Origin of the sequence: Bacillus sp. FSL K6-2865 (assembly GCF_040311405.1) — a bacterium.
GTDB lineage: Bacteria > Bacillota > Bacilli > Bacillales > Bacillaceae > Bacillus > Bacillus velezensis.
Map to the genome: position 1 here is coordinate 387306 of NZ_CP152036.1, position 14185 is coordinate 401490.

The 14185-nt window shown below is 51.0% G+C and carries 5 protein-coding genes and 1 pseudogene; 5 read left to right on the forward strand and 1 reads right to left on the reverse strand.

Annotated elements, in window-relative coordinates; genetic code table 11:
• Positions 1-14: 14 nt before the first annotated feature.
• The 5 genes and pseudogenes from comS (at position 15) to NYE42_RS01865 (ending at position 13720) form a co-directional block, all read left to right on the forward strand.
• The gene (gene comS / locus NYE42_RS01845) at positions 15-179 is read left to right on the forward strand and encodes a competence protein ComS (protein WP_012116773.1); all 165 of its coding nucleotides are present in this window, start codon (positions 15-17) and stop codon (positions 177-179) included.
• Positions 125-7666, forward strand: a pseudogene (srfAB, locus tag NYE42_RS01850) (surfactin non-ribosomal peptide synthetase SrfAB); the annotation flags it as partial. The gene comS and the pseudogene srfAB, both read left to right, overlap by 55 nt.
• 34 nt (positions 7667-7700) lie before the next feature.
• On the forward strand, positions 7701-11537 hold the full coding sequence (srfAC, locus tag NYE42_RS01855; RefSeq protein ID WP_352426725.1) for a surfactin non-ribosomal peptide synthetase SrfAC: 3837 nt from the start codon (positions 7701-7703) through the stop codon (positions 11535-11537).
• Positions 11538-11556: 19 nt separating this feature from the next.
• Complete coding sequence (gene srfAD / locus NYE42_RS01860; protein ID WP_012116775.1) at positions 11557-12288, forward strand: surfactin biosynthesis thioesterase SrfAD; 732 nt, start codon at positions 11557-11559, stop codon at positions 12286-12288.
• A gap of 121 nt (positions 12289-12409) precedes the next feature.
• Positions 12410-13720: an aminotransferase class I/II-fold pyridoxal phosphate-dependent enzyme gene (locus NYE42_RS01865; RefSeq protein WP_352426726.1), complete on the forward strand. Its 1311-nt coding sequence runs from the start codon at positions 12410-12412 to the stop codon at positions 13718-13720.
• Between the two features lie 34 nt (positions 13721-13754).
• On the opposite strand, the gene NYE42_RS01870 is transcribed toward NYE42_RS01865, so the two are convergent.
• A complete protein-coding gene (locus NYE42_RS01870) occupies positions 13755-14150 on the reverse strand; it encodes a YcxB family protein (protein ID WP_012116777.1) in 396 nt (131 codons plus the stop codon).
• Between the last annotated feature and the right edge of the window lie 35 nt (positions 14151-14185).

The following is a 14185-nucleotide window of genomic DNA, read 5'->3' on the forward strand; positions in this document are numbered from 1 at the left end:
GCATTATTTGCAGCATGAGAGCGAGGAGGAGCAGCAGTTTGAACCGATCCGACAAGCGCCTTATCAGAAGCATTATCCTGTTTCCTCAGCACAGCGCAGGATGTATATCCTTAATCAGCTCGGACAGGCCAGCACGAGCTACAACGTCCCTGCTGTACTTTTGCTGGAAGGGTCAGTAGACAAAAAGCGTCTTGAGGAGGCCATGCAGGCATTAATCAACCGTCATGAGACACTGCGTACGTCGTTTGACATGGCAGAGGGAGAAGTCGTGCAGACCATTCATAAAAATGTGTCGTTTGAGCTTGAAACCGCCGAGGGCCGGGAAGAAGATGCAGAAGAGCTGACAAAAGCCTTTATCAGGCCGTTTGCGCTCAACCGCGCGCCGCTTGTCCGTTCGAAGCTGATCCGGCTTGAAGAAGACCGGTATCTTCTGCTGATTGACATGCACCACATTATTACGGACGGAAGCTCAATGGGCATTTTCATCGGTGATCTTGCGAAGCTTTATCAAGGCACGGAGCTTGCGCTGCCAAAGATTCATTATAAGGATTTTTCAGTCTGGCAGCGTGAAAAAGCAAAACTCGATCAGCACGAAGCCTACTGGCTTGATACGTTCAAAGGCGATCTGCCGGTGCTGGATCTGCCGCTTGATTTCCCGCGTCCTGCCGAGCGCAGTTTTGAAGGGGAACGCGTCATCTTCGGGCTTGATAAACAGGTGACGGCGCAGATTAAGAAGCTGCTGGCTGATACGGATACGACGATGTACATGTTCTTGTTAGCCGCTTTTCAAGTGCTGCTGTCCAAATATTCTGGGCAGGAAGACATCATAGTCGGGTCTCCGGCGGCCGGAAGACAGCATCCTGATCTCCAAGACGTGCCGGGCATGTTTGTCAACACAGTGGCGCTTCGGTCGCATCCTGCCGGCAAAAAAACGTTCAAGCAATTTCTGGATGAAGTGAAAACGGCGAGCCTTCAAGCTTTTGAGCATCAAAGCTATCCGCTTGAAGAATTAATTGAAAAACTGCCGTTAACGAGGGACACAAGCCGGAGTCCGCTGTTCAGCGTGTTATTTAATATGCAGAACATGGAGATCCCGGCCCTGCGGCTCGGAGATTTGGAGATTTCTTCTTACTCCATGCATCATCATGTCGCTAAATTTGATCTTTCCTTAGAAGCGGCTGAACGCGGAGAAGAGGTCGGATTGAGCTTTGATTACGCGAAAGCCTTATTTGCGGACGAAACCATCCGCCGCTGGAGCGCTCATTTTGTCAATCTGATTAAAGCCTGCGCTGAAAATCCGGATATTCAGCTGGCCGACGCAAGCCTGCTGTCCGCTCCTGAACGGGAAGCGCTCCTTTCTGATGAAAAACGTACGGAAGCGGATCTGCCTGAGGGCACTTTTGTTTCGCTGTTTGAACGGCAAGCGCAAAAAACGCCTGATCTCACGGCGGTTGCGGGCGGAATAAGTCTGACATATCGTGAGCTTGATGAACGCTCGAACCGGTTTGCCCGCCACCTTCAGGCTTGCGGAACGGGCAGTGAGGACATCGTGGCCATTATGATGGATCGTTCGGCCGACTTGATTACCGCGATTCTCGGCGTCATGAAAGCCGGAGCGGCATTTCTCCCGATTGATCCGGAGACTCCTGAAGAGAGAATCCGCTACTCTCTCGAAGACAGCGGAACGAAGCTTCTGGTCGTCAATGAGAGAAACATGACCGCGGCCGCCGTTTATAAAGGAAAAACGGTCGTAATGGAAGACGGAGAATGGCAGAACGAAAGCGCCGACCGGCTTGAAACGGAGCCCGGCGCCGACCAGCTTGCATATATCATTTATACCTCGGGAACAACGGGCAAACCGAAAGGCGTCCAGCTGGAGCACCGCAATCTAATCAATTATGTCACATGGTTCAGCCGTGAAGCCGGTTTGACCGAAGCTGACAAATCTGTGCTGCTGTCTTCTTACGCATTTGATCTCGGCTATACGGCTATATTCCCGATTCTTCAGGCGGGCGGAGAGCTGCACATTGTGCCGAAAGAGATGTACACCGCGCCTGATCAGCTTGGTGAGTATATACAGAAAAACGGCATTACGTATATGAAACTGACGCCGTCATTGTTCCATATGATCGTCAATACAGCCCGTTTTACGTCAGAACGCCGTTTCAGCCCGCTTCGTTTAGTGGTGCTCGGCGGAGAAAAGATCATCACGTCCGATGTCCGCAAGTATCATGACGTATACGCCCATACCGACTTCATCAATCACTACGGGCCGACGGAAACGACGATCGGCGCCATTGCCGGACGGATCAATATGGAGCGCCTTGATCAATATGAACAGCGTCCCGTCATCGGCCGCCCGATCGCGAATACCGGCGCGCTTGTATTGGACGGAGCAATGCAGCTCGTTCCTCCGGGCGCAAGCGGCGAGCTTTATATTGCCGGGAAGGGGCTTGCCAGAGGATATCTTCACCGTCCGCAGCTGACGGCGGAGAAATTTCTCTCAAATCCTTTTTCACCGGACAGCCTCATGTACAAAACGGGAGATGTCGTCCGCAGGCTTCCTGACGGGACGATTGAATTTATCGGCCGTGCGGATGATCAGGTGAAAATCCGGGGCTACCGCATTGAATTAAAAGAGGTTGAAACTGTGCTGTTAAGCGTAAACGGCATTCAGGAGGCGGTCGTTCTCGCAGTCAGCGAAGGCGGGCTGCCGGAACTGTGCGCGTACTATAAAGCCGACAGCGGGCTGAAAGGCTCTGAGCTTCGCAAACGGCTTTCCGAAACACTGCCGTCTCATATGCTTCCGGCTTATTTCATGCAAGTAGACCGCATTCCGCTCACAGCCAACGGAAAAGCCGATAAAAACGCCCTTCCGAAACCGGGCGTCAGCCAAACGGCGCAAACAGCTTCAGCCTTGCCGGAAACGGAATTGGAGGAAAAGCTGTGCCGCATTTGGAAACAGACACTCGGTACGGATACGCTCGGCATTGACGATAATTTCTTCGATTACGGCGGGCACTCTTTAAAAGGCATGATGCTCCTCGCCAATATTCAGGCTGAACTGGACAAAACGGTTCCGTTAAAAGCGCTGTTCGAACAGCCGACTGTCCGCCTGCTTGCCGCATATATCGAAAAATCAGCGGTATCTGAGGGATATCGGATGATCTCACCGGCCGACAGTGCAGACGCGTACCCGTTATCATCCGCCCAAAAACGGATGTACGTCCTGAACCAGCTTGACCGGGAGACAATCAGTTATAATATGCCGTCCGTTCTTCTGATGGAAGGAGAAGTCAATATTTCAAGGCTTCAGGAAGCGCTCAATCAGATGATCAATCGCCACGAGTCTTTGCGGACGTCCTTTATCGATCAAAACGGCCGCCCGATGCAGCAGATCGCAGAACAGGCTGACATCGACCTGCACATCTTTGAAGCAGCAGACGAGGAGAAAGCGGATCTTATCATTCAGGCATTCATTAAGCCGTTCGATCTGAGTGCGGCTCCGCTCATTCGGGCCGCTCTTGTCAGACTGAATGAAAAGAAACACCTGCTGCTGCTGGATATGCATCATATTATTGCCGACGGCGTGTCCAGAAGCATGCTGGTCAAAGAGCTCGCTCATCTTTACAAAGGCGGAAGCCTGCCGTCGCCGAACCTGCACTATAAAGACTTCGCCGTCTGGCAGAATGAACTCGAGCAGGCCGAACGGATGAAAGACCATGAGCGTTATTGGCTCTCCGCATTTTCCGGCGAGCTTCCTGAATTGAATCTGCCGACCGATTTCCCTCGTCCGCCGGTTCAAAGTTTTAAAGGACAATTCGTCCGTTTCAGAGCGGGGCGTGAAACGGAAAAAGCGGTGCGTGAATTAATGGAATCATCGGGAGCGACTCTTCATATGGTGCTTCACGCCGCGTTCCATGTCTTTTTGAGCAAAATCACGGGGCAGCGCGATATCATTATCGGCTCGGTGACCGCCGGAAGAACGAGCGCCGAAGTTCAGGAAATGCCGGGGATGTTTGTCAATACGCTTGCGCTTCGCAATGAAACGCAAAAAGAGCAGACCTTTGCCGGGTTGCTCGAACGGGTGAAACAAACCAATCTCGACGCGCTGGCGCATCAGGATTATCCGTTTGAAGATCTGATCGGAAAGCTTGACCTGCCGAGAGATATGAGCCGCAACCCGTTGTTCCAGGTGATGGTGACGACAGAAGATCCGGATAAAGAAACACTGGAACTGGAGAACCTGCGCATCACTCCGTATGAGTCAAACCAAGGCACGGCGAAATTCGATCTGACACTCGGCGGCTTTACGGATCAAGAAGGTTTCGGCCTTCAGTTTGAATATGCGACTGATCTGTTTAAAAAAGAAACAATTGAAAAGTGGAGCGCCGGGTTCCTGCGGATTCTGAAGCAAGCGGCAGAAAGTCCGGACAGAAAGCTGCCTGAGATTTCACTGATCAGCGATGCTGAAAAACAAGCTCTCCTCAACGCATGGAAGGGAAAAACACTTTCTGTGCCGCGGGATAAAACGGTTCACCGTCTCTTTGAAGAAACGGCCGCCCGCTACGCGAACCGGCCGGCCGCGGCATACAACGGCGCGAAATGGACGTACGGCGAGCTGAACGCAAGGGCGAACCGGATCGCGCGCATTCTCATGGACTGCGGCGTCACGGCTGACGAACGTGTCGGCATTTTGACGAAACCGTCCTTGGAAATGGCCGCGGGCGTACTCGGCGTCCTGAAAGCAGGCGCGGCATTTGTGCCGATTGATCCCGACTACCCGGAAGAGCGGATCAGCTACATTCTGCAGGACAGCGGCGCCAAGCTTCTTCTTACACAGGAAGCGCTCGACGTGCCGGAAAGCTACAACGGAGAAACGATTCTGCTTGACGGCAGCCGCTCCATTTTGAGCCTGCCGCTTGATGAAAACGATGAAGCGAACCCGCAGACGGAAACAACGGCGGATCATCTCGCTTATATGATTTACACGTCAGGAACGACCGGACAGCCGAAGGGTGTCATGGTCGAACACCATGCGCTGGTGAACCTGTGTTTCTGGCATCACGACGCATTCGCCATGACGGCGGATGATAAAAGCGCCAAATACGCGGGCTTCGGTTTTGACGCCTCTATCTGGGAAATGTTCCCGACATGGACCATCGGCGCGGAGCTTCACGTCATTGACGAAGCGATCCGGCTGGATATCACCCGCTTAAATCACTATTTCGAAGAGCACGGCGTGACCATCACTTTCCTGCCGACGCAGCTGGCCGAACAATTTATGGAGCTGGAAAATACCTCTCTCCGCATGCTTCTCGTCGGCGGCGACAAGCTGAAGCGGGCGGTGAAACAGCCGTACACGATCGTCAACAACTACGGCCCGACGGAAAACACCGTCGTCGCGACAAGCGGCGTCATCAATCCGGAGGAAGGATCGCTTTCGATCGGACGGGCGATTGCCAATACGAGAGTTTATATTCTCGGCGACGGCGATCAGGTGCAGCCGGAAGGCATTGCCGGTGAATTGTGCGTGGCCGGCCGCGGTCTGGCGCGCGGATACCTGAACCGTGAAGAAGAAACGGCGAAGCGGTTTACCGCAGATCCGTTCGTGCCCGGCGAGCGCATGTACCGGACCGGCGACCTCGTCAAATGGAACGCGCAGTGCGGCATCGAATACATCGGCCGTATTGACCAGCAGGTCAAAGTGCGGGGCTACCGGATCGAGCTTTCAGAAATCGAAGTCCGCCTCGCCCAGCTTGCGGACGTTCATGACGCAGCGGTGACGGCCGTGGAAGACAAAGCGGGCAATACCGCGCTTTGCGCCTATGTCGCGCCTCAGCAGGACGATATTGAAGCGCTCAAATCCGCGCTGAAAGACACGCTGCCTGACTACATGGTGCCGGCGTTCTGGGTGGAGATGGACGAGCTTCCGGTCACCGCGAACGGAAAGATTGACAAAAAAGCCCTGCCGGAACCGGATATTGAAGCGGGAAGCGCGGCATACAAAGCGCCGGAAACGGAGATGGAGACGCTGCTTTCCGACATTTGGCAGGAAGTACTCGGTCTTGATCAGATCGGCGTAAGCGATAATTTCTTCACGCTCGGCGGCGACTCGATCAAAGGCATCCAAATGGCGAGCCGTCTGAACCAGCACGGCTACAAGCTGGAAATGAAAGATCTCTTCCAGCATCCGACCATCGAAGAGCTCGTCTCCTATGTGGAGCGGACGGAAGGCAAGCAGGCCGACCAGGGACCTGTCGAAGGCGAAGCGGCCTTAACGCCGATCCAGCGCTGGTTCTTTGAACGAAACTTCACGGACAAACACCACTGGAACCAATCCGTCATGCTTCACGCGAAAGACGGCTTTGATCCGGACCTGGTGGAAAAAACCCTGCAAGCATTGATTGAACACCATGACGCGCTCCGCATGGTTTACCGTGAAGAAAGGGAAGGCATCATTCAGACATACCTCCCTGTCACAGAATGCAAGGCAAGCTTTGAAATCGTTGATCTGTACGGAACTGACGAGGATATGCTGAAAAGCCAGATTCAGCGGCTTGCCGATCATCTTCAGGGAAGTCTGGATCTGGAGAACGGCCCGCTGTTAAAAGCGGAGCAATACCGGACAGAACAAGGCGATCATCTGTTAATCGCGATTCACCATCTCGTCGTGGACGGGGTTTCATGGAGAATTCTGCTTGAGGATTTCGCTTCAGGTTATAAACAGGCGCAGCAGCAAAACAGCATCGTCCTCCCGCAAAAAACCCACTCCTTTAAAGATTGGGCGGAGGCGCTGAACACGTTTGCGCAATCAGAAGAGCTGAAAAAGCAGACGGATTATTGGGCGCAGGCAGATGCGGAAGAACTCCGGCCGCTGCCCAAAGACCATGATCCGAACAAGCGGCTCGTCAAACATACGGCGGCCGTGAAATGTGAATTGACTGAGGAAGAAACGGCACAGCTGCTCACAGATGTTCATCATCCGTACGGAACGGAAATCAACGACATTCTGCTCAGCGCGCTCGGCTTAACGATCGGTGAATGGACGGAAAACGGCAAAGTCGGCATCAACTTAGAAGGACACGGCCGGGAGGAAATCATACCGAATGTCAATATTTCACGGACGGTCGGCTGGTTTACGGCCCAATATCCTTTGATTCTGCAGATCAGCAAGGAAGACGGCATCTCTTCCGTCATTAAAACGGTAAAAGAGACGGTGCGGCGCGTTCCTGATAAAGGTGTAGGATACGGGATTCTCCGGTATCTGTCATCCGATGAAGCAGAAAAAGGCGTCACGCCTGAAATCAGTTTTAACTACTTGGGGCAGTTTGACAATGAAGTGAAAACGGAATGGTTTGAGCCGTCTCCATATGATATGGGACGTCAAGTCAGCGAAGAGTCAGAGGCGTTATACGCACTGAGCTTCAGCGGGATGGTTACAGGCGGCCGCTTCGTCATTTCCTGCTCATACAATCAGGAAGAATATGAAAGAAGCACCGTCGAAACACAGATGCAGCGGTTTAAAGACAATCTCTTAATGATCATCCGCCATTGCACGGCCAAAGAGGAGAAAGAATTTACGCCGAGCGATTTCAGCGCGCAGGATCTTGAGATGGATGAAATGGGAGACATCTTTGACATGCTTGAGGAGAATTTAACGTGACAAAAACAGATAACAGAAGGGGGGAGCGGAGCAGATGAGCCAATTCAGCAAAGATCAGGTTCAGGACATGTATTATTTGTCGCCGATGCAGGAGGGAATGCTGTTTCATACTCTCCTGAATCCCGGCCAAAGTTTTTACATCGAACAAATGACAATGAAAGTAAAAGGCAGCTTGAATATCAAAAGCCTTGAAGAAAGCATGAATGTGATCATGGACCGGTACGATGTATTTCGTACCGTGTTCATTCACGAAAAAGTAAAAAGGCCGGTCCAAGTCGTATTGAAAAAACGGCAATTTCAGATAGAAGAAATCGATCTGACACATGTAACGGACAGCGAGCAAACAGCCAAAATCAATGAATACAAAGAACAGGATAAGATCAAGGGCTTTGATTTGACGCGGGATATTCCGATGCGGGCAGCCATTTTTAAAAAATCGGAAGAAAGCTTTGAATGGGTGTGGAGCTACCACCACATCATTTTGGACGGCTGGTGCTTCGGCATCGTCGTGCAGGATCTGTTTAAGGTATACAATGCCCTGCGTGAACAAAAGCCGTACAGCCTGCCGCCGGTCAAACCGTATAAAGACTATATCAAGTGGCTTGAAAAGCAGGATAAACAAGCATCACTGCATTACTGGCGCGGGTACTTAGAAGGTTTTGAAGGACAAACGACATTTGCGGAGCAAAAAAAGAAACAAAAGGACGGCTATGAGCCGAAAGAGCTGCTCTTCTCACTGCCGGAGGCGGAAACAAAAGCATTTACCGAGCTTGCAAAATCGCAGCATACCACTTTGAGTACGGCGCTTCAGGCGGTTTGGAGTGTATTAATCAGCCGCTATCAGCAGTCTGGCGATTTGATCTTCGGTACAGTCGTTTCCGGGCGTCCCGCAGAAATCAAAGGCGTTGAACATATGGTCGGGCTGTTTATCAATGCTGTCCCGAGGCGGGTCAAGCTGTCTGAGGATACCACATTTAACGGCTTGCTCAAGCAGCTGCAGGAACAATCGCTGCAGTCTGAGCCGCATCAATATGTACCGCTCTATGACATCCAAAGCCAGGCCGATCAGCCAAAGCTGATTGACCACATCATTGTGTTTGAAAATTATCCGCTTCAGGATGCAAAAAATGAAGAGAACAGTGAAAACGGCTTTGATATGGAGGACGTCCATGTTTTTGAGAAATCGAATTATGATCTCAACCTGATGGCTTCTCCAGGTGATGAGATGCTGATTAAGCTTGCCTATAACGGGAATGTGTTTGATGAGGCGTTTATCCTGCGCTTAAAATCTCAGCTTCTCACAGCGATTCAGCAGCTCATCCAGAAGCCGGATCAGCCTGTCAATACGATCAGACTTGTTGATGAAAAGGAAAGAGAGCTTCTGCTTACCGGCTTAAACCCGCCGGCTCAGACTCATCAGGCGAAGCCTCTGACAGATTGGTTCAAGGAAGCGGTGAATGTAAATCCAGATGCACCGGCGCTTACGTATTCCGGCCAGACTCTTTCCTATCGTGAATTAGATGAGGAAGCGAACCGTCTTGCGCGCCGTTTGCAAAAGCAAGGTGCGGGTAAGGACACTGTTGTCGCGTTGTACACGAAGCGCTCGCTTGAGCTGGTGATCGGCATTCTCGGCGTATTAAAAGCGGGAGCGGCTTATCTGCCGGTTGATCCGAAGCTGCCGGAGGACCGAATCTCGTACATGCTGGCTGACAGTGCGGCAGCCTGTCTGCTGACACATCAGGAGATGAAAGAAAAAGCGGTTCAGCTGCCGTATACAGGAACAACGCTCATCATCGATGATCAAGCACGGTTTGAGGAACAGGCAAGCGATCCTGCAGCCGCAATTGATCCCGATGATCCGGCGTATATTATGTATACGTCCGGCACAACCGGAAAGCCGAAGGGCAATATCACCACTCATGCCAATATTCAAGGATTGGTCAAGCATGTAGACTACATGGCATTTTCTGAAAAAGATACGTTCTTATCTGTTTCCAATTACGCCTTTGACGCATTTACCTTTGATTTCTACGCATCAATACTGAATGCGGCACGGCTCATTATCGCAGATGAACATACACTGCTTGATACAGAACGGCTCACTGATCTGATCCGGCAGGAGAATGTCAATGTCATGTTTGCGACAACCGCACTTTTTAATCTTCTCACCGATGCGGGAGAGGAGTGGCTGAAGGGGCTTCGCTGTGTGTTATTCGGGGGTGAGCGCGCGTCAGTGCCTCACGTCAGAAAGGCGCTTGAGATCATGGGGCCCGGCAAGCTGATTAATTGCTACGGGCCGACTGAGGGAACGGTGTTTGCGACAGCTCACGTCGTGCATGATATACCGGATTCCCTTTCCTCATTGCCGATCGGAAAGCCGATCAGCAATGCCAGTGTTTATATTCTTAACGGGCAAAATCAGCTTCAGCCGTTTGGAGCTGTCGGTGAACTGTGCATCAGCGGAATGGGTGTATCAAAAGGGTATCTGAACCGTCATGACCTGACGAAGCAAACGTTTATCCCAAATCCGTTCAAGCCGGGAGAAACGCTTTACCGCACAGGGGATTTAGCACGCTGGCTGCCGGATGGAACAATTGAATACGCCGGGCGTATTGACGACCAGGTCAAAATACGCGGACACCGGATTGAGCTTGAAGAAATCGAAAAGCAGCTGCAGGAATACCCGGGTGTGAAAGATGCGGTCGTTGTTGCAGACCGCCATGAGTCTGGAGATGCATCAATCAACGCCTACCTCGTGAACCGGACGCCGCTTTCAGCTGAAGACGTAAAGAGGCACCTGAAAAAACAGCTTCCTGCTTACATGGTGCCGCAAACCTTTACTTTCTTAGAGGAGCTTCCGTTAACGACAAACGGGAAGGTCAATAAACGGCAGCTGCCGAAACCGGATCAGGCTCAGGCGGCGAAAGAATGGATCGGGCCTCGAAACGCGACGGAAGAAACGATTGCACACATCTGGTCCGACATCCTCGGCAGACAGCAGATCGGGATTCATGATGATTTCTTCGCGCTCGGAGGCCATTCCTTAAAAGCGATGACGGCAGCGTCGCGCATTAAAAAAGAGCTCGGTACGGACATTCCGGTGCAGCTGTTATTCGAAGCGACGACAATTGCAGACATTGCCGGTTATCTGCTTCACGGTGAAGAAAAAGGAATGAAAGATCTCACCATCATGAATAAAAATCAGTCTGACACACTGTTTGGGTTCCCGCCGGTTCTCGGTTACGGGCTGATGTACCAGCCGCTGGCAAAACAGCTGTCCGGCTATAAAATCTGTGCGTTTGATTTTATCGAGGAAGACAACCGCATCGAACGCTACACAGAGCTGATCAATCAGCTCCAGCCGGAAGGACCGGTCAAGCTGTTCGGATACTCGGCAGGCTGCACGCTCGCCTTTGAAACGGCCAAACGCCTTGAAGCAGGGGGCCGTAAAGTGGAGCGGCTGATCATGGTTGATTCCTATAAAAAACAAGGCGTCAGCGACTTGGAAGGCCGCACCGTAGAAAGTGATGTCCAGGCGCTGATGAAGGTAAACCGGGACAATGAAGCGCTGAATGACGAAGCTGTCAAAGAAGGTCTCGCCAAAAAAACAAACGCGTTTTATTCTTATTTCGTGCATACCGTCAGCACCGGCACGGTCAATGCGGATATAGATCTTTTAACGTCAGAACCGGACTTTGCGATGCCGCCGTGGCTCGCTTCGTGGGAAGAAGCCACGACAGGTGAATACCGTGTGAAAAAAGGCTGCGGCACGCACGCAGAAATGCTTCAGGGAGAATGTCTCGAAAGGAATGCGGCATATTTGCTCGAATTCCTAAAGAAGGAACATCTGAAGCTGACAACTTCACGATAGAAAAGGAGGAAGCCCGCCAATGGTCCAGCTCTTTAAATCGTTCGATACCACAGAAAAAACGCAGCTCATCTGTTTTCCGTTCGCAGGAGGCTATTCCGCATCATTCCGCCCGCTCCACACCTACCTTCAAGGTGAGTGTGAGATGCTTGCCGCGGAACCGCCGGGACACGGAACAAATCAAATGTCCGCCGTTGAGGATTTTGAACAGCTTGTCAGTTTATACAAGCAGGAGTTGAATCTCCATCCCGACCGCCCGTTTGTGCTGTTCGGCCACAGTATGGGAGGCATGGTCGCTTTCAGGCTGGCGCAAAAGCTGGAGCGGGAGGGCATTTACCCGCAGGCCGTGATCATCTCAGCCATTCAGCCGCCGCATGTTGAAAGGAAAAAAGTGTCTCATCTTGATGATGAAAAATTTCTCGCCCATATTATCGAGCTTGGCGGAATGCCGCAGGAGTTAGTGGAGAATAAGGAGGTCATGTCATTTTTCCTGCCTTCTTTCAGATCCGACTACCGCGCGCTTGAAAGCTTCCGTCCGTCTGATTCTCACATCATTCAATCACCCGTCCATATTTTTAACGGGCGGAAGGATAAAAAATGTATCAAAGATGCGGACGGATGGAAAAAATGGGCCGACAATCCCGTATTTCATGAGTTTTCGGACGGCCACATGTTCATATTAAGTGAAACTGAAAAAGTGGCGGAACGAATCTATGAGATTATTAACAGGAGCACTGCAGGCCAATTGTTATAGGATATGACAGACAGCATTCGCTGTCTGTTTTTTGTAACAAAATCTGCCCGCGAGTTTTCTCATTTATCAAAAATTTTATGTTATGATTTGATGGAATATAATTTTGAAGGGATTGTCGTACATGAATGATGCAGCAAAAGAGCTGAACAGAACATTATCTGAAGAAAACCCGCACGTGCTTCATATGCTTTCTGATTTGGGCAGAGAGTTGTTTTATCCGAAAGGGGTGCTGACACAATCGGCGGAAGCGAAAGCCAAGGCCGGAAAGTATAATGCCACGATCGGAATCGCCACCTCACAGGGCGAGTCCATGCACTTTTCCCATATTCAAGAGACACTGTCCGCCTATAACCCCGATGATATCTACGATTATGCTCCGCCGCAGGGAAAAGAGCCGCTCAGACAGGAATGGCTGAAAAAAATGCGTCTCGAAAATCCTTCATTAGCCGGCAAAGACATCAGCACGCCGATCGTGACAAACGCTTTAACACACGGGCTGAGCATTGTCGCCGACTTGTTCGTCAATGAAGGGGATACGCTGCTTCTGCCTGATAAATATTGGGGAAATTACAATTTCATTTTCGGTGTCCGGCGCAAGGCATCCATTGAGACGTACCCGCTTTTTCAGCAGGATGGGCGTTTTAATGCGGCGGGGCTGTCCGAGCTGCTGAAAAAGCAGGAAGAAAAGGCGATTGTCGTGCTGAATTTCCCGAATAATCCGACAGGCTACACGCCGGGAGAAGAGGAAGCGGCAGAAATCGTCAGCGTGATCCTGGAGGCGGCGGAGGCCGGCAAAGAGATTGTCGTGCTCGTAGACGATGCGTATTACAATCTGTTTTACGATGAAACGGCCATTCAGGAATCCATCTTCAGCAAACTCGCCCAAGTGCACGACCGGGTGCTTTGCGTGAAAATAGACGGCGCGACGAAGGAAAATTACGCGTGGGGCTTCCGCGTCGGTTTTATTACGTACAGCACAAAAAGCGAAAAAGCGCTGCGCGTGCTCGAGGAAAAAACAAAAGGAATTATCAGGGGAACGATTTCAAGCGCCCCGCACCCGTCCCAAACGTTTATGCTGCGGGCGATGCAGTCACCGGAATACGAGAAAGAAAAATCGCTGAAATATAACATCATGAAAAAACGGGCTGACAAAGTGAAAGCCGTTCTTGCAGAAAACAAGCACTATGAAGACGTATGGACGCCTTATCCGTTTAACTCGGGTTATTTCATGTGTGTCCGGCTGAAAGACATAAACGCCGGCGAATTGAGAGTATCGTTGCTTGAAAAGAGAGGAATCGGGACGATATCCATTAATGAAACCGATTTGCGAATCGCATTTTCATGTGTTGAAGAAGAACACATCGCGGATCTGTTCGAAGAAATTTATCAAGAAGCAAAGCAGCTGCAGAAACAGGCGGAAATATCAGGCTGACAAAAAAGGAGGGGGGCACCCTCCTTTTTGTCTTTTATTCTGTTACATTTACTTTCTCATTCACATTTTCCCGGAGCATTTGCCTGAAAACGGCGATATCTTTTTGCGAATAGAAAAGTCGTTTCGGCAGCAGAAGTGTTCCGTAACCCGATGTTTGTAATCGAAACATATCTTTGTGCTCCCTAGCCGAGAGCAGTTCATCCCATTCAAAAAGAATGCTTGCGTTTTTTTGTTTTTGGCTGATTCCGAGCTGATGAATCGTAATACTTCTGGCAGATTTCAGCCGCTGATTCGTTTTGTATGTTCTGTAAAGACGGAAGAATGAGATTGCCGTTGCGATCACCGTGACTGCCAAAGAGAGAATCACAGCTGCAAGGAAATTCAGGAGAGCTCTGACGCCCCATGTGCCGCCTGTAACCGGGCCGTTCATTCAAAACAGATGGCAGAAGCCAGCAGCATAATCAA

Coding starts and splice junctions, on each gene's coding strand:
- NYE42_RS01870 (WP_012116777.1), bottom strand. CDS start 14,150: ATGAACGGCCCGGTTACAGGCGGCACATGGGGCGTCAGAGCTCTCCTG.
- srfAD (WP_012116775.1), top strand. CDS start 11,557: ATGGTCCAGCTCTTTAAATCGTTCGATACCACAGAAAAAACGCAGCTC.
- NYE42_RS01865 (WP_352426726.1), top strand. CDS start 12,410: ATGAATGATGCAGCAAAAGAGCTGAACAGAACATTATCTGAAGAAAAC.
- comS (WP_012116773.1), top strand. CDS start 15: ATGAGAGCGAGGAGGAGCAGCAGTTTGAACCGATCCGACAAGCGCCTT.
- srfAC (WP_352426725.1), top strand. CDS start 7,701: ATGAGCCAATTCAGCAAAGATCAGGTTCAGGACATGTATTATTTGTCG.